Origin of the sequence: Clostridium lundense DSM 17049 (assembly GCF_000619945.1) — a bacterium.
Lineage (GTDB): Bacteria > Bacillota > Clostridia > Clostridiales > Clostridiaceae > Clostridium_AO > Clostridium_AO lundense.
In genome coordinates, this window is the sequence record NZ_JHVC01000038.1 from 1 (window position 1) to 17,658 (window position 17,658).

General features: G+C 30.5%; 15 protein-coding genes and 1 rRNA gene. 14 read left to right on the plus strand and 2 right to left on the minus strand.

Annotation, left to right across the window (positions count from 1 at the left end):
• Positions 1 to 90: ribosomal RNA gene (gene rrf / locus T514_RS25950) — 5S ribosomal RNA — on the plus strand; the annotation flags it as partial.
• 38 nt (positions 91 to 128) lie between these two features.
• Here the strand turns inward: rrf and T514_RS0121495 are convergent.
• Complete coding sequence (locus tag T514_RS0121495; protein WP_027626599.1) at positions 129 to 1,079, minus strand: carbohydrate kinase family protein; 951 nt, start codon at positions 1,077 to 1,079, stop codon at positions 129 to 131.
• Between the two features lie 284 nt (positions 1,080 to 1,363).
• Between T514_RS0121495 and T514_RS0121500 the strand changes: the two genes are divergently transcribed.
• The 13 genes from T514_RS0121500 (at position 1,364) to T514_RS0121560 (ending at position 17,388) form a co-directional block, all read left to right on the plus strand.
• On the plus strand, positions 1,364 to 2,260 hold the full coding sequence (locus tag T514_RS0121500; protein WP_027626600.1) for a DUF4261 domain-containing protein: 897 nt from the start codon (positions 1,364 to 1,366) through the stop codon (positions 2,258 to 2,260).
• Between the two features lie 25 nt (positions 2,261 to 2,285).
• A complete protein-coding gene (locus T514_RS0121505) occupies positions 2,286 to 3,218 on the plus strand; it encodes a cell division protein ZipA C-terminal FtsZ-binding domain-containing protein (RefSeq protein ID WP_051542246.1) in 933 nt (310 codons plus the stop codon).
• Between the two features lie 161 nt (positions 3,219 to 3,379).
• A complete protein-coding gene (locus T514_RS0121510; RefSeq protein ID WP_027626602.1) occupies positions 3,380 to 3,574 on the plus strand; it encodes a 4Fe-4S binding protein in 195 nt (64 codons plus the stop codon).
• A gap of 319 nt (positions 3,575 to 3,893) precedes the next feature.
• On the plus strand, positions 3,894 to 5,312 hold the full coding sequence (locus T514_RS0121515; RefSeq protein WP_027626603.1) for an SWIM zinc finger family protein: 1,419 nt from the start codon (positions 3,894 to 3,896) through the stop codon (positions 5,310 to 5,312).
• 9 nt (positions 5,313 to 5,321) lie between these two features.
• Positions 5,322 to 7,214, plus strand: coding sequence for a HEAT repeat domain-containing protein (locus T514_RS0121520; RefSeq protein WP_027626604.1), 1,893 nt, complete (start codon positions 5,322 to 5,324; stop codon positions 7,212 to 7,214).
• Between the two features lie 28 nt (positions 7,215 to 7,242).
• Positions 7,243 to 8,337, plus strand: a complete 1,095-nt coding sequence (locus T514_RS0121525; protein WP_027626605.1) for an AAA family ATPase — start codon at positions 7,243 to 7,245, stop codon at positions 8,335 to 8,337.
• On the plus strand, positions 8,337 to 10,643 hold the full coding sequence (locus tag T514_RS0121530; RefSeq protein WP_027626606.1) for a DUF5682 family protein: 2,307 nt from the start codon (positions 8,337 to 8,339) through the stop codon (positions 10,641 to 10,643). The genes T514_RS0121525 and T514_RS0121530 overlap by 1 nt, the downstream gene beginning before the upstream one ends.
• Position 10,644: 1 nt before the next feature.
• A complete protein-coding gene (locus T514_RS0121535; protein ID WP_034869929.1) occupies positions 10,645 to 11,826 on the plus strand; it encodes a VWA domain-containing protein in 1,182 nt (393 codons plus the stop codon).
• 151 nt (positions 11,827 to 11,977) lie between these two features.
• Positions 11,978 to 12,601, plus strand: a complete 624-nt coding sequence (locus T514_RS0121540) for a DUF47 domain-containing protein (RefSeq protein ID WP_027626608.1) — start codon at positions 11,978 to 11,980, stop codon at positions 12,599 to 12,601.
• Positions 12,594 to 13,595, plus strand: a complete 1,002-nt coding sequence (locus T514_RS0121545; RefSeq protein WP_027626609.1) for an inorganic phosphate transporter — start codon at positions 12,594 to 12,596, stop codon at positions 13,593 to 13,595. Before T514_RS0121540 ends, T514_RS0121545 begins: the two co-directional genes overlap by 8 nt.
• 164 nt (positions 13,596 to 13,759) lie before the next feature.
• Positions 13,760 to 15,073 carry a radical SAM protein gene (locus T514_RS0121550; RefSeq protein ID WP_027626610.1) on the plus strand — a complete coding sequence of 438 codons (1,314 nt, stop codon included), beginning with the start codon at positions 13,760 to 13,762 and terminating at the stop codon, positions 15,071 to 15,073.
• A 3-nt stretch (positions 15,074 to 15,076) separates the two neighbouring features.
• Positions 15,077 to 16,396 carry a ribosome biogenesis GTPase Der gene (der, locus tag T514_RS0121555; RefSeq protein ID WP_027626611.1) on the plus strand — a complete coding sequence of 440 codons (1,320 nt, stop codon included), beginning with the start codon at positions 15,077 to 15,079 and terminating at the stop codon, positions 16,394 to 16,396.
• Positions 16,396 to 17,388, plus strand: coding sequence for an NAD(P)H-dependent glycerol-3-phosphate dehydrogenase (locus T514_RS0121560; RefSeq protein ID WP_027626612.1), 993 nt, complete (start codon positions 16,396 to 16,398; stop codon positions 17,386 to 17,388). Before der ends, T514_RS0121560 begins: the two co-directional genes overlap by 1 nt.
• Before the next feature lie 112 nt (positions 17,389 to 17,500).
• Here T514_RS0121560 and T514_RS25290 read toward each other — a convergent pair.
• Positions 17,501 to 17,658, minus strand: a 158-nt coding sequence (locus T514_RS25290) for a transposase (RefSeq protein WP_207640962.1), incomplete at its 5' end; no start/stop codon positions are given.

Genomic DNA, 17,658 nt, shown 5'->3' on the forward strand with positions numbered 1-17,658 from the left:
CCCGTTCCCATACCGAACACGAAGGTTAAGCTTTGAAGCGCTGATGGTACTGCAAGGGAGGCTTTGTGGGAGAGTAAGTCGTCGCCAGGTAATTATAAAAAACACTAAGCAATTTACTTAGTGTTTTTTTATTTATTTAACATATTATTAATGGAATTTAAATCTGGCATTATAGAAAGAGAACCTCTCTTTGTAGTAACTAGGGCTCCTACTGCACTTGCAAATCTTACAATTTTTATTAATTCATCTATAGGTAAATTATTAATATCTTTATCCATTAATTTATATAATACTGCACCAAGAAAAGAATCGCCAGCACCAGTTGTGTCTACTGGAGTTACTTTAAAAGGTTCTACAATTCCGTAATTATCACCATATCGATAAAAACATCCTTTTTCTCCCAAAGTAACGAATATAAACTTTATGTCATAATTATCTAATAGATATCTTGTAGCTTTTTCCATATCAGAAATGTCAGTAATAAATAGTAGTTCTTCTTCTGAAACCTTCAAAATGTCAGCATAATATAGTCCTTTTGTTATTTGGGCTTTTGCAAAATCTAGGTTGTCCCATAAAGCAGGCCTTAAATTAGGATCATAAGATATAAGCTTATCTTTTGCTTTAGCATAATCTAATGCTTTAAAAGTAGCAGATATGGCAGGTTCTTTTGTTAATGAAAGAGAACCAAAGTGAAATATTTTTGTATTATAAATTAAATCTAATCTTAATTCATCTTTTGTAAGCATCATATCTGCTCCAGGATTTCTGTAAAAACTAAAAGTTCTATCTCCATTATCATTAAGATGTACAAATGCTAGGGTTGTATTAAATTCTTTTGAGAGAGCTAATCCTGTAGTATCAATATTAAGATTTTTAAGTGTATTTTTTAGAAATAGACCAAATTGGTCTTCTCCTACCTTTCCAATAAAGGCGGTTTTCTTACCCAATTTAGCTAAAAGGGCTAAAACATTAGCAGGAGCGCCACCAGGATTTTGTTCAAACATATTACATCCCTTTTCAGACTTTCCATTAGGTGTGAAATCAATTAATAATTCTCCTAAAGCTACAACATCATACATAATTAACCTCCTGAATATAGTTCGTTTTATTATGACATAGCTAATTTGTTTAAAAGCATAAACATAAAATATAAAAAATATTTATATATTATATATTTTAGCATGGGAAAGGGTTATATTTAAATAATTTATGTAGAAGTATTGAAATTAGTTTATATTTAATTTTTCCGACAATTGGAACAATATATTGAAAATGAATGACTTAGTTAAGAATTGGTAAATAGTTATCGATAAATAATGGAATAATTGGATGGTTATATTAAACTTAAAAAGGAGAATAGTCTATGTTTGGATGGAAAAAGAACAAAGATCAAAAACAAGAAAACATTGAAGAACAAGAAATAATTGAGGATGGTTTTAGAGCAGTATATAATGTTGAGTTACTATATGAACAAATGCCTAATTTTTCTACGGAATCTTTACTAAAAAGATTAACAAAAAGTTGTGGAAATATAGAAGTATTAACTGAATCAAAAGATAATGGGTTAACATCTTTCATTTTTCACGATTACCTTGTTGAATATAAAGATAATAAAAAATTACCAGCCCAATGTATAATTGCTAAAACTAATAAGGAAGTGGAAGTACAATCATTTGAAGGTAGTATTCAACAATCATGGGAATGGAGAGAAGCAGAAGATGGAATTAAAAAATGTAAGTATTCTGTTTTAGTTTCAGATATGATGGCAGCAGGACTTATATATAAAGATAGATTAGAGTTATTTCAAAAACTTTTAGTTGCTATTATTGAAGAATTTCCATGCACAGCTATTAACTGGGTTCCTAGTGGACAAATTGTTAATCCAGCTGCATATATTGAGTCACAAAAGGATGGATCGAAATTAGGATATTTGTATGGAGCAGTAAATGTAAGATTTTTTAATATAAATGATGGTGCTGAAAATGAAATGTTAATGGATACACTAGGTTTAGCTGCACTTGGAATTCCAGATTTACAATGTCATTTTATAGATTTAGATCCAGGAGAAGTTGGACCTCTTTTATATAATTATGCATATTATTTATTTGAAAATGGTGATGTTATAGAAGATGGACATACAATAGAAGGGATTAGACCAGGACAGAGGTGGAAATGTCAGCATGAGTTTTCATTGGTTAAACCAGAAAGAATAGTATTAGATATTAATCCTAGTAATAGGCATGCTGCGGGAAATAGATAAAGTAAAGTAATCTAGGAGGGGTAAAATGGATATGGGTTTACCAGATAAAGGAACAGAAGATATGTCATTTCTATTAAATGTTAGTAATGAAGATACTCCTATAAAACAAGTTGGAAATTTAATAGTTAGAGAGCCAAATGAAGATTTTTATTGGTTGGTTGATGTAGAGTTTAATCATTTTACAATGTCAGATGAAGATATAATAAGACTTTTAAGTGGATATATTGTATATGGACACGTTAAAGATTTAAATGTATGGGCAAGTGTTGGAAGAAGAAAAGAGGGCCCTTGTATATATGATAAGATAAGTATTTGCATTGATATTTATGATAATGTAGATAATGAAGTTTGTGTTACATATGAGGAACTTGAAAATTATATAGGAAAAATTGAGAGAAAATTTAAAACTATAGGCGATGTTAAAATTATTCCTAGAGAAAGTATAGAAATGGCAATAAATAAGGGGAATAAAATAAGTGAGTTTTTTCAAAAGGAAGAAATGTTTGAGCATAATATAGTTTTAAAATTGGTATCAGATGAAGATAGACCTTATAAGGGTAAGGATATATGGGATGTAATGTTATGTTTAGGCATACAGTGGGGAGACATGGATATTTTTCATGCAGAAAATAAGTCACAGTTTGGTGATGATTATTTATTTAGTATTTCCACCACAACTGATCCAGGATTTTTTTGGTTACATACAATAGCCGAAGATATCTTTGATGATTTAGTTTTTGTTATGGATATTGCAAGAACTTCAAGTACACTAGAAGCTTTTAATGCTATGTACAGAGCTGCTGAATATATTAAAAAGAGATTAGGTGGTTCCTTATTAGATGAGATGGATATGGAAGCTTCTAAAGATAATTATATAGAAGTTATTAATGATACTATTTGTAGATTTAAACAGTGGGGGTTTAAGCCAGGGGAAGATATAGCACTATTCTTATTTTAAATTATAAGATTGGATAGGTTATTATTAATTTTTATCTCCATCCTAGATAGTGCAAAAAACCTAGGGATGGACAGGAAGTATTTTACAATTGACTAAAACATAATGTTCTTGTACAATCTTAATATACCCTGTATGGGTATATTAAGAAAGGAAGAGATAGAATGAAAAAAGTAAAATTGATAAAAGATAGGTGTGATAGCTCACCATTTTGTGCAGCGAAAAGAGCTTGTCCTGCTCGTGCTATAGAATTTAAAAAGACTGGATTTTTTTCTGGGAATATTGTTATAAATGAAGAAAAATGTATTGGATGTAGTAAATGCGTAGCAGCATGTCCTCATGGAGCGTTAAAATTATAATACTAATATTTGCTTAAGACCCTATACAATAGTGTAGGGTCTTAAATTTTAAGCTCATTATATAGTAAAATCATAAGTTATATCAAAAAAATGTTGAATAATGATTTTAAATATATTATTATAAAAATAGAAATATAACCATTTTATGGCGAAACAAGAAGAAAAATAGTATATTTAATAGGAATTATGAAAATAGTAAATGAAACAGCTAATGTAGTAAAACTTTGTTTAAAGACTTTAATAGTATTTAGGAAAACATGGTTTTAAATAAAGAAAATTTAATTTTATTAGAAATATTCAATGAAGGGAAGTTGATACAATGATAAATTTGAGTAAGGAATATATAGATTCCCTTGCAACTAATGCTAGTGCTATGAAAAATGGAAACAAATTATCAAGAGATGGATCTTTTATAAAACTTAACAAATCCGAAGATGAATCTATAATATTTGGAGAATGCAAAGGAAGCGGAAAGAACAACTACATATGTTCTGCGGATTTTATAAATGAAAGTAATCCAATATTTAGATGTAGCTGTCCAAGCAAACAATTTCCTTGTAAGCACACTTTAGGTCTTATGTACGCATTTGCTGACGGCAAGGAATTTACAATTGATAATATACCAGAAGATATTATCGAAAAGAGAGGAAAAATTGAAAAAAGGGAGCAAAATAAAATAGAAAAGAAGAAAGTTCCTGCTAAGAAGAATAAATCTGCTATAAAGAAAAAAATAAAAGCTCAATTAGAGGGAATTGAGCTTTTAGATAAAATAGTTAAAGGTATTTTAAAGCAGGGATTTGGGAGTATACATAAGGAAAATATAAAAGAACTAAGTTCTCAATTAAAGGAACTAGGAAACTATTATATACCAGGGGCTCAGTCAGAGCTTAAAAGACTTATTGAAATGATTTTAGATAATGAAGTGGATAATGAAAATGCTTTAATGCAAGCAATATATTTAAAATCTCTTGTAAAAGAAGGTAAGAAGCATTTGGAAAATAGGTTAGAGGATGAAGAGCTGAATCTTTCTATAAGCTCTGATATAGAAGAATTATTAGGACATGCATGGAAACTTACAGAACTAGAGGAATTAGGACAATCAAAAAAGGATGTTAATTTAGTACAACTTTCATTTTCTTCATATGTTGATACTGCTAGGGAGGAATATATAGATGAAGGAATCTTTTTAGATTTAAATACAGGGGAAATAAGAAATACTTATAATTATCGTCCAGTTAGGAGAAAATCTGATGCTGAAGGCGAATATGCACCAAACTGTTTATTAGAGATTCCTACTTTATACATATATCCTGGAGAGTTAAATCTAAGAGTTAGATGGGAAGAAATAATCATAAAAGAAATGCAGCAGAAACATTATGAAAAAGCTTTTAGTTATGGTGAAAAATCCTATGCTGATGTTATAAAGAAGGTAAAGAATTATATTAAAAATCCTTTAGTAAGTAAAATGCCTAGTATGCTTTTAAGGTACAGCAACATAGGAAAAGTAGAAAATAATTGGGTAATAGAAGACGGAGAAGGAAATAGATTAGTTTTAAATGGAGATGAATCTAATTTAGGTTATAAAACAGGATGTAGAATATTACCTTTACTTAATTTTAACTATATGAAGGATGGAGTTATGCTAGTAAAATTTCATTATAATATCCAAACTAGAAGCTTAGAAGTATATCCGCTTAGCATACTTACTGAGAAAGAAATTATAAGACTTACTTATTAGGAGGAAATTATGAGTAGAGAATTATTAATAGAATTACAGAAGGAATGTACAGAGTTAGCTGTAGCAGGAAGTGATCTTTCTATAGGTAATTTTAAACTTGAAAAATTATTGCCTAAATTTGAAAAGATTGGTGAAAAGATAAAACCATTCAAAATGGTTTCAGATAGAATACAAAAACTTTTAAATTCACAAAAAGAGGAAAGTGGAGATAATTTAATAGCTCTATCAACCTTAGTAAATGCCATAGTACTTACTCAAGCACAAACAGGTATAGAAGGAGAAATAGAAGTTTTACAGGGATGTAATAAGAAAATAAATACATGTACCCAAAACCTTAAGATAGAACCAGTAGTTGAGGCTTTAACTAGCAATGGTGGAGGACGCTACGCAGTTATAGAAGAGGGGTTTAGAGAAGGAGTTTTTTCAGATACTAGATTACTTCCTTTATTAATAAAGGGGTTAGATGACAAATATGCGGAAATAGGCCAACTTATTTATGATAAGCTTTCTTCAGATAATGATGAAATTCCATTTTCTCTTTTACAGGAGACTTTTAATAACCAAGGAAAAAAAGGAGATGCATTAAGGCTTAGGCTTATGGCTAAAGCTTTAGGACATGAGGGAAGAGAATTTTGTATTGATTTATTAGAGGATAGTTCTAAAGAAGTTAAAATTGAAGCTATAAATATTTTGGGTAATTTCAATGATGTAGAAGGGTCTTTACTGGAGAAGGCAAAAACAGAGATTTTATTAGAACAGGTAAAGTCAAGAGCAAAAGATGTTAGAAAGGCAGCTTATTTGGGTCTTGTAAAAATAAATTCAGAAGAGGCAAGGGCAGAATTAAAGAACGCTATTAAAAAGAGTGACTATAATATAGTTTTAGAGGCTATGGAAGAAAATTATTTAGAAAACTATGAACAAGGTATTTTAAATCACTCTGATGTTTTAATTACAGGATTAAAAGATGTTTATGAAAAAATGGTTAAAAAGAATACTCCTACTAATCTTGAGAAGATAATTGAAATATTAAAAGAACTAAGGATTCATAAAAGTGAAGAAGCATTTCAGTTTTTAATAAAATGTGTAGAAGAAGACATTATGGTGGATTGGCATAAAATAGAATATCGTAATGTTATGGCAGTAGAAAGATATGTGGTTAATTGTATAGCAGAATATGAAAATATTCCAGAAGAAATTTTAGAATTGATAGAAAGTAGAAAAGAAAGAAATGAAGGCAGAATTTTTGATGTAGCTTTTAGAGTTTCTTTAAATAATAGAAAACAAGAAGAAGTATATGAAATATATAGTCCTTATTTTATAAATAAATCCATAAAAAAAGAGATTTTAGAAAGCGTATTGCAGCATTTTTCTTGGTATTTAGGATATGGAGATAAAAATTGTGCTAGACACGGTTGGTATAGAAATTTAGAAGAAGATGAAATTAAAATCATGTTACAACCTGTTAAGAAAGACTTTGATAAAAGATGGGTTAACATATTTAAAGAATATAAAGCCTATGGACTGCTTGCTTATACTATAGATAAAGAAGATACTGATACCGTAGAATTTATGGTTAATAAAATGAAAAATTTCCAAGATATTAAAAAAGATGTTAGAGCAAGGTTTAGAGAATATTCAATTGCTTTTATGGATGTTGCTATAGGACTAATAAAGATCGGACATGAGCAAGCGTATGAAGCTATTTTGGAAGATTTAAAGAATCCAAGAAGTTTTAGTACTATGGATGAAATGTTGTTATTTATTCCTTATTTACCTGAAAGTTATAGAGAAGACTTGAAAAAGTTTATAAATGATTCAAGGAATAGTGATAGATATGTTAGTAATTCATTTGAAGCTACAAGACTGATTACAATGGAAGATGTCTTAAATAGAATAAAGTAAAAAATATTGAATTTTAGGAGTTGTAAAAATGAAAAAGGCAGACAATAAGGTAATGCGTTTACCAGCAGAAAAATTATATGAAAAAGAAATTAAAGCTTTAATTAAAGCTGAAAAAGATCCTGTGCCAGAGGGATGGCAGATGTCCCCAAAGTCTGTTAGAACTTTTATTCTAGGTGGTACTGTAGGAAAAACTCAAATAACCCCTAAATACATAGGAAATGAAAGATTAGTTGAAATTGCCATTGCAACTTTAGTAACAGATAGAGCGCTACTTTTAATAGGAGAGCCTGGAACTGCAAAATCTTGGCTGTCAGAAAACCTTTCAGCAGCAATTCATGGAGACTCCTGTAAGGTAGTTCAAGGAACTGCTGGTACTACTGAAGAACAGATTAGATATTCATGGAATTATGCTATGTTGCTTTCTAACGGTCCAACAGAGGAAGCATTAGTTAAAACGCCTGTATTTAGAGCTATGGAAAATGGACAAATTGCAAGAGTAGAGGAAATTTCACGTTGTGCATCAGAAGTTCAAGATGCTTTAATATCCATTCTTTCTGAAAAAAATATAGCTATACCAGAGCTTAATACAGAAATTCATGCTAAAAAAGGATTTTCTATAATAGCAACAGCTAATACTAGGGACAAAGGTGTAAATGATATGTCTTCAGCACTTAAAAGACGTTTTAATATTATTGTTTTAACTACACCTAAAAATATAAAAACTGAAGTGGAAATAGTAAGAAAAAGAGTAGAGGAAATTTCAGCTGGTCTTGATCTTCAAGCGTCACTTCCAACAGAAGATGCTATATCAAAGATAGTAACAATATTTAGAGAGCTTAGAGAAGGAACTACTGTAGATAAGAGCATGAAACTTAAATCACCTAGTGGAGTTATTTCCACAGCAGAAGCTATTTCTCTTTTAACAAATAGTATGGCTCTTGCAGGAAGCTTTGGAAATGGTGAAATTCAGGATATTGATATTGCAGCAGGGCTTCAGGGAGCAGTAGTTAAAGATGAAGATAAGGATAAAATGGCATGGAAGGAATATCTAGAAAATGTAATGAGAAAAAGAGGAGCGGAGTGGCAAAATTTATATAGAGCTTGCAAGGAGCTAAATAGATAATGGAAAATGTAAATGTTTTTGGAGTTCGTCATCTTTCTCCTGGTAGTTCATATCATTTGATAGAATTTCTAGAAAAAATAAAACCTACAGCAGTATTAATTGAGGGGTTGCAGGATGCAAATGAACACATTAAGTCCATTGTTAATGCCAAAAATAAAGCTCCATTAGCAATACTTGCTTATACGGATAGTGTACCAGTTAAAACTATATTATATCCCATTGCTTCTTATTCTCCAGAATATCAAGCTTTATTATGGGCAAGCAAAAACAATTGTTATTCAGCATTTATAGACTTACCATCAGATGTATGCTTAATGCTAGATGCTCACGATAAAGAAGATGAAAATATATTAGATGATGAGAAGAGTAGTTTACAATACATACATTATGAAAATTTGATATATGAAAAGATAGCTGAACTTTCTAATGAACCAAATTATGAGACTTATTGGGAAAGGAATTTTGAACATATTAAAGATTTAGAAACCTATAGAGAAGCAATTTTTAAATTTTGTATGGAAATTAGAAATTTAACAGAAGAAAGTGAAGCGATACATGATAAAAAAGAGTATGCCAGAAATTTAATTAGAGAAGCATTTATGAGAAGACAAATTAAAAATACTATTTTATCTGGACATAAACCAGATAAAATAGTTGTTGTAACAGGAGCATATCATGCTTCTGCACTAAATATGGATTTAACTCCTATGGGTGATGAAGAGATAAATGCTTTACCAAGGCTAAAAACAAATATTACTTTAATGCCTTATTCCTATTATAGATTGTCAAGGCAAGCGGGATATGGTGCAGGTAATAAAGCTCCATTTTATTTTAAGTTAATGTGGGAATGTTTAATAAGCAATGATTTAGATAAACTGTCTTCATTATATTTTACAACTCTAGTAAACCATTTAAGACAGTCTGGAACTTATAGATCGCCAGCAGAAGTAATAGAAGGTGTTAGACTTGCAAAGTCATTAGCATATTTACATGGAGGGAAAACACCTACATTAATAGATCTTCAAGATGCTTGTACTGTATGTTTGGGACAAGGAAAGAGAGCTGTAGTAGCTGAAGCTATGGCTAAAATTGAAATAGGAACTGAAATTGGACACATAGAGGAGGGAGTAAGTCAAACTCCTATACAAGATGATTTTTATAGAAAACTTAAGGAATTAAATCTTGAAAAATATAAGAGTACTGTTTCACAGGACTTAGTTTTAGACTTAAGAGAAAATAGAAGAGTTAAATCAGAGAAGCTGGCATTTTTAGATTTAAGAAGATCTGAATTTTTAAATAGGCTTAAAGTATTAAATATAGATTTTGCTGTGGAAAGAGATGCTTCCCAAGATAAGGCTAGTTGGAAAGAGGAATGGATACTAAAATGGACTCCAGAATCTGAAATTCAGCTGGTAGAAGCAGTTTTACTTGGGAATAGTGTAGAACTTGCTATAGCCTTTAAATTAGATCAATTACTTAAGGAATGTGAAGATATCAAAGAGGCTTCAGAGCTTATTTTAATGGCCTGCAAATGTGGAATGGAAAAAGCTGTTGAGGATGGTAAAAGTATAGTTCAAGGGTTATCTATAGATGCAGGGGATTTTGTTAAGATAGCTAAGACTCTTAAAAATATTTATCAGGTAATAAACTTTGGTAGTTTAAGAAAAATTGATACTAGTAGTTTAACTGAAATAGTAGAACAGTTATTTCTTAGATTAAACCTTTTATTAATACATTCTTGTAATTGTAATGATGATAGGGCAAAAGAAATGATTACTGCAATATGTGATATTAATTCAATAGTTGCAGATTCTAGTATTAATTTGAATAATGAGCTTTGGACTGAAAAGCTTATAGAACTTTCAGATAGAGATGACAGAAATCCTAAACTTTCAGGATATGCTGCTGGAATTTTATTAGAAGAGAATGAAATATCTGATGAAAAATTATCTATAGAAATATCCCGTAGGTTATCACTAGGAGTAGATGTGGATTTAGGCGCAGGATGGTTTGAGGGATTAGCTTCAAGAAACCACTATACCCTTGTTTCAAAACTTGTTATTTTAGAAAAACTAGATGAATATATAAGCTTTTTAGATGATGAGGAGTTCCGTAGGGCATTAGTATTTTTAAGAAGAACATTTAGTGAATTTACTCCTGAGCATAAAAGATGCATTAGTGAAAATTTAGGGGAGGTTTGGAATATAAATAATGAGGAATCAGAGGAAGAATTTTTAAATACTTTAGAGGAAATAAATGAGGAATCCTTTGAGGACTTAGAAGATTTTGATTTTGGAGATATATAATATGGATAAAAAGAAGTTAAAACGATGGAGACTAATACTGGGAAGTGAAAGTGAAAAAACCTTTCAGGATTATGATGAAGGAGGATTTTTTCTAGATAGTGATGAGGAAATTATGGATGAAGCATTATCAGCCATATATGATGATACTTCTTCAAGTATAGAAGATAATAATTCCAAAGGTGCAAGTCTTGCTAAGTCATCACCAAGACTTGCTAAATGGCTTGGTGATATTAGAAAATATTTTCCTCAGGATACTGTATCTATAATACAAAATGATGCTATAGAAAGAAAAAATTTAACACAACTTATATTTGAACCAGAAGTTTTAAAAGATGTTAAACCGGATATTTCCATGGTAGCTACACTTTTAGCTCTTAAGGATCAAATTCCAGAAGGAACAAAAGATACAGCAAGAGAATTAGTTAAGAGAGTAGTAGAAGATATAGAAGAAAGATTAAAAAATGATATAGTAAAAGCAGTAGCTGGAGCTATAAATAAAAGAGAACATTCGCCTATTCCTTCACTTAAAGCTATTGATTGGAAATATACCATAAGTAAAAATTTAAAAAATTATAATATAGAGCAGAAAAAAATTATTCCAGAAAAATTTTATTACTTCAATCGTGCAAGGGATTCAAACAATTGGACAATAATACTAGATATAGACCAAAGTGGTTCTATGGCGGAATCAGCTATTTATGCTTCAATTGTAGGATCTATATTTGCTAGTATAAGAGCCTTTAAAACTCATGTAGTTGCATTTGATACAGCAGTGGTAGATTTAAGTGAGGAATGTGAAAATGATCCAGTGGATATGATTTTTGGAATACAATTAGGCGGAGGAACAAATATAAATAAATCTGTAACATACTGTGAGAAATTTATAACTGAACCTAAAAAAACTATTTTCATACTTATTTCTGATCTTTATGAAGGTGGAAATGAAGCGGATTTAATAAGAAGAGTAAGGGATATGAAGGAAGCTGGAGTGACGGTTATATGTTTATTAGCTATATCAGATAATGGAGTACCAGATTACGATGAAGGGTTAGCTAAAAAATTTGCCAGTTTTAATATACCTACTTTTGGGGCTACGCCAAATGTATTACCACAATTAGTGGAAGCTGCACTAAAGAATAAGGACTTGGAAGAAATAGCTAAAAATATTGAAAAAAGTTCCTAAATTAGCTTATAAATATACTATTATTTACATTAACGGGTGCAAATACAATTTAAAACTAGACATTTTATCCTATAATTTTATGTTCAAAATTGTAGTAATTTGTGATATACTTTAAAAGTAAATTAAATGATGTATAATTAGGAGGAGTAAAATGTTTAAAAAGGCCCAAAAGGACGACAAATTTTTTCAATTATTTGATAAGGTTGCAGAAACAGCGTTAAAAGCAGCAAACATGTTAGAAGAATTTTTAGAAGATTTAAGCGATAGTGAAGAAAAGCTTAAGAAGATAAAAGATGTGGAACATGAAGGAGATGCTCTTCAACATCAAATACTTGAGCAATTGAATCAAACATTTTTAACACCATTTGATAGAGAAGATATTTATATGATAGCTAAATACATGGATGATATAATTGATTATATCGAATCAACAGCAAGTAGATTTGTTATGTATAATGTAAATTATGCTACAGATGATGCAAAAAAATTAAGTAGTATGATTTCAAGTTGCTGTAAGGAAATAATTCCCCTTATGAAAGAAATAAGAAATATGAAGGAAAATAAAAATATTAAGGAATTAATAATTGAAATAAATAGACTTGAAACAGAAGGAGATAAAGTTTCAAGAACTGCAATAAGAAATATTTTTACTGGAGAAATTGAAGTTTTAGAAGTTATAAAGTGGAGAGAGATATACCAGTTCTTAGAAGATACATTAGATGTTTGTGAGGATGTAGCTAATGTTATAGAAGGGGTAGTAATGAAGAATGCTTAGTGGTAGTTTTGCTCTAACAATAGCAATAGTTGTATTGGCATTAATTTTTGATTTTATAAATGGATTCCACGATAGTGCTAATGCTATAGCTACATCTGTATCTACAAGAGTTCTTACAATGAAAGAAGCAGTTTTAATGTCTGCATTTTTCAATTTTGCAGGTGCCTTTATGAATGTTAAGGTTGCGCAAACTATAGGAAAAGGACTTATAGATCCTAGTATTATTTCTCAACACGTTGTTATCTCAGGACTTCTAGCTGCAATCATATGGAACTTATTAACTTGGTATTTTGGAATTCCAAGCAGTTCTTCTCATGCCCTAATTGGAGGACTTATAGGAGCTGCTATAACTTCTGCTAAATCTTTTACAATAATTTATTGGGTGAATTTTTTATGGAAAGTAGTATTATGGTTATTCCTATCACCAATCATAGGATTTATTATAGGATATATATTTATGAATATATTAAATTTCTTATTAAAAGATAAGAAACCATCTTGGGTAACTAAATTTTTCTCTAAGGCTCAAGTTGCATCAGCTATGTTAATGGCTTTAAATCATGGTGGAAACGATGCTCAAAAATCTATGGGTGTTATTACCATGGCTCTTTTAAGCGGAGGAATTATATCTTACTTTTATATACCTCAATGGGTAAAGATAAGTTGTGCAGCTGCTATGGCGTTAGGAACTATGATAGGTGGTAAAAAGATTATAAAGACTATGGGGCATAATATGGCAAAGCTTGCACCAGTAAATGGTTTTGCTGCAGAAACGGGAGCAGCAGCCGTAATATTTACAGCTACAATGTTTAATGCACCAGTAAGTACTACTCATATTATTTCTACTTCTATTATGGGAGTTGCGGCATCTAAGAGAATGTCTTCAGTAAGATGGATAGTAGCAAGGAATATAGTACAAGCTTGGGTTATAACTATTCCAGTCTGCGCACTTATTGCAGCTGCAGTAGTTTTTATATTAGGAAACTTTTTTTAAAAAACAACTCCTTTTTAGGAGTGTTTTTTTTTACAGACTTTACTACAAAAAAAGTGCTTGGCACTTTTTTAAGTAATTGACTAAATATAAAGATTAATGTAATATAACTAAAGGCAGATATTGAATATTTTAGTTATAAAGGATACGAACTAGGAGTTGAACATATGAAAAATATAATTTCTAAGATTCTCCCTAATAGCCTAGCAGAGGAAATAGGTATAGAAGTAGGGGATATACTTCTTACTATTAACGGAGAAGAAGTAAAGGATATATTAGACTATAAATTTTTAATGGCAGATGAGTATATAGAGATAGAAATAGAAAAAAATGATGGGGAAGTGTGGGAACTAGAAATTGAAAAAGACTACCAGGAGGATTTAGGAGTAGAATTTCAAAAATCTATAATGGATGACGCAAAAAGTTGTCATAACAAATGTATTTTTTGTTTTATAGATCAACTTCCTAAAGGGATGAGAGAATCTTTATATTTTAAAGATGATGATTCTAGATTATCTTTTCTACAAGGAAATTTTGTTACATTAACTAATATGAAGGATGAAGATATAGATAGAATAATTAAATATAGAATAAGTCCAATAAATGTATCTGTTCACACCACTAATCCAGAACTAAGAAAACAGATGTTAAATAACAGATTTGCAGGAAGTATATATGAGAGATTAGTTAAGCTAAGCAAAGCTGGTATAAGCATTAACTGCCAAGTAGTATTATGTCCTGGAATAAATGATGGCGAAGAACTTGTAAAAACAGTAGAGGATTTATATAAACTTTATCCTAGTGTTGAAAATGTAGCAGTAGTGCCTGTAGGAATTACCAAATATAGACAGGGACTTGCTAATCTTAAGCTTTTTGATAAAGAAAGTGCCGCAAGAGAATTAAAAAATATAAGGGATCTTCAAGAAAAATATATAAAAGAAATAGGAACACCTTTTGTAAGGCTTTCTGATGAGTTTTATGTTACAGCTGACGCAGAAATACCTTCAAGTGAATTTTATGAAGAATTCCATCAACTAGAAGATGGAGTGGGAATGATAAGAATTTTTAGAGATTACATAGATAGTGACTTAAAAAACTTATCTAAAGATAAAAGTGGTAAATTTACTGTTATTACAGGAAAAAGTGCCTATAATGAATTATATAATGCGTCTAAAAAAATAGAGAATGTAAATAATAAGATAAAGATAGATGTAGTAAAAATTATTAATAACTTTTTTGGAGAAAATATTACTGTAGCAGGATTAATAACTGGTAAAGATATAATGGAACAGTTAAAGAAAGATCAGGCAGGAGATTATATTATAATACCCAAAAATATGTTAAGGTCAGGTGACACTGTATTTTTAGATGATGTTACAGTAGAGGATTTAGAAAAGCATTATAATAAAGAAATAATTGTCTGTGAATACACAGGTGAAGATTTTATAGAAAAGATAAATATGTATAGTAAGGAGGACTAGAATATGGGAAAACCAATAGTTGCAATTGTTGGAAGACCTAATGTAGGTAAATCCACATTATTTAATAAATTAGCAGGAAGAAGAATATCCATAGTAGAAGATACACCAGGGGTAACAAGAGATAGAATATATGCAGAAGCAGAATGGTTAAAGTATAATTTTACAATTATAGATACAGGCGGTATTGAACCTGAAAGCGAAGATGTAATAGTATCTCAAATGAGAAGACAGGCACAAATTGCTATAGAAACTGCAGATGTTATTTTATTCTTAGTTGATGGTAAAGATGGAGTAACTCCAGCAGATAGCGAAGTTGCGTTAATGCTTAGAAAAAGTAAAAAGCCCGTAGTTTTAGTAGTTAACAAAGTAGATAGGCTTGTAGAAGAGGATAATGCTTATGAGTTTTATAATTTAGGTATTGGGGATCCTATAACTATATCAGCTTCTCAAGGATTAGGTCTTGGAGATATGCTTGATAGATTAGTAGAGAATTTTGATGAAGCTATGCTAAATGAGGAAGAAGATGAATATGTAAGAATAGCTTTTGTAGGAAGACCAAATGTAGGAAAATCTTCTTTAGTAAATAAATTATTAGGTGAAGATAGAAACATAGTAAGTGATATTCCTGGAACAACAAGAGACTCAGTAGACAGTTATCTTGAAACTGAAGAGGGAAAATTTATATTAGTAGATACAGCAGGAATAAGAAGAAGAAGTAAGATTAAAGATGAAATAGAAAGATATAGTGTTGTTAGAACTTATGCAGCTATAGAAAGAGCAGATTTATGTATATTACTTATAGATGCTGAATCAGGTATTAGTGAGCAGGACAAAAAAATCATAGGTTATGCTCATGAAATGAGTAAAGCTATTATGGTTATAGTTAATAAGTGGGATTTAATAGAAAAAGAAACTAATACTATGAATAAATTTAAAAAGGATTTACAATTTGAATTAGGATTTATGTCCTATGCTCCGTATCTTTTCATATCAGCTAAAACTGGTCAAAGGGTACATAAAGTATTAGAGCTTGCTAAAGAGTGTTATGATAATTATAACAAGCGTATAAAAACTGGAGTATTAAATGATGTTATAAGTAAGGCTGTAATGATGAAAGAACCACCAGTGGTTGGATTAACAAGACTTAAGATATACTATGTTACTCAAATAGGAACTAAACCACCAACTTTTGTGTTTTTCGTAAATAACCCACAGGCACTACATTTCTCTTATGAAAGATACTTAGAAAATCAATTAAGAGAAAGCTTTGATTTCTCAGGCACAGGAATTAAGCTAGAATTTAGAGAGAGAAAAGATAAGTAGTGGATAAAATTACTTTTATTGGTGGGGGAAGTTTTGGAACAGCTTTAGCAATAATGCTTGCTAAAAAAGGACTTGAAGTAAGTATATGGGACAGAAACCCTCAGGTTATAGAAGACATTAATGAAAAACATGAAAATATAAAATATGTGCCGAGTGTTGTTATTCCATCCAATGTAACTGCTTTTAGTAGCTTAAAAGAAGCCATTGGAGATAATAGATATGTGGTGCTTGCAGTGCCTTCTCATGTTATAAGAATAATATGTAGAGATATAAAACCTATTATAGGAAAAGATACTGTAATAATAAGCATTGCAAAGGGGATAGAAGCAGAAAGCGGAAAAAGACTTTCTGAAGTTATAAATGAAGAATTACCAGAGAATCCAGTAGTAATTTTATCAGGGCCAAGTCATGCAGAAGAAGTGGCCCAAGATATACCTACAACTGTAGTTGTAACTTCAAAGGATTTAAAATATGCTGAAGAAATACAAGAACTTTTTATGACTAGTAAATTTAGAGTATATACCAATAAGGATATTGTAGGCGTTGAAATAGGAGGTGCAGTTAAAAATATAATTGCACTAGCAGCTGGAATATGTGATGGTATAGGCTATGGTGATAATGCAAAAGCTGCATTAATGACTAGAGGAATGAAAGAAATTGTTAGAATCGGTGAAGCTTTAGGCGGCAAAAGTGAGACTTTTTCAGGACTTACTGGTATGGGAGATTTAATTGTTACCTGTACTAGTATGCATAGTAGAAATAGAAGAGCTGGAATTTTAATAGGCAAAGGAGCTTCTAGTGAAGAAGCAATAAAAGAAATTGGCATGGTAGTAGAGGGAATAAAGGCTTGTAAGGCTTTTCATGAACTAAAAGAAAAACTAGGTGTATCTATGCCTATAACTGATGTTTTATATAGAGTACTCTTTGAAGGAAAAGATCCTAAATATGGAGTATATGAATTAATGACAAGAGATAAAAAAAGCGAAATGTAATAATAAATATCCACCAGCTTAGCTGGTGGTTTTTCTTAAGCCCTATAAGGGCACTTTACCAGCATTGTGCCTTAAGGCACCTATAAAAATCTCGCCAGCCGCAATTTAACTGTTACCTGCCACCCTTAAAAGGGTCAATATATTCTTTAATACTTATTTGGTCGGCGATCATGTCTTCATTCTGTTGATTTTTTATATATTCTTCTATTGCATTCTTATTTTTTCCTACTGTATCCACATAGAAGCCTCTACACCAAAAATGTCTATTTC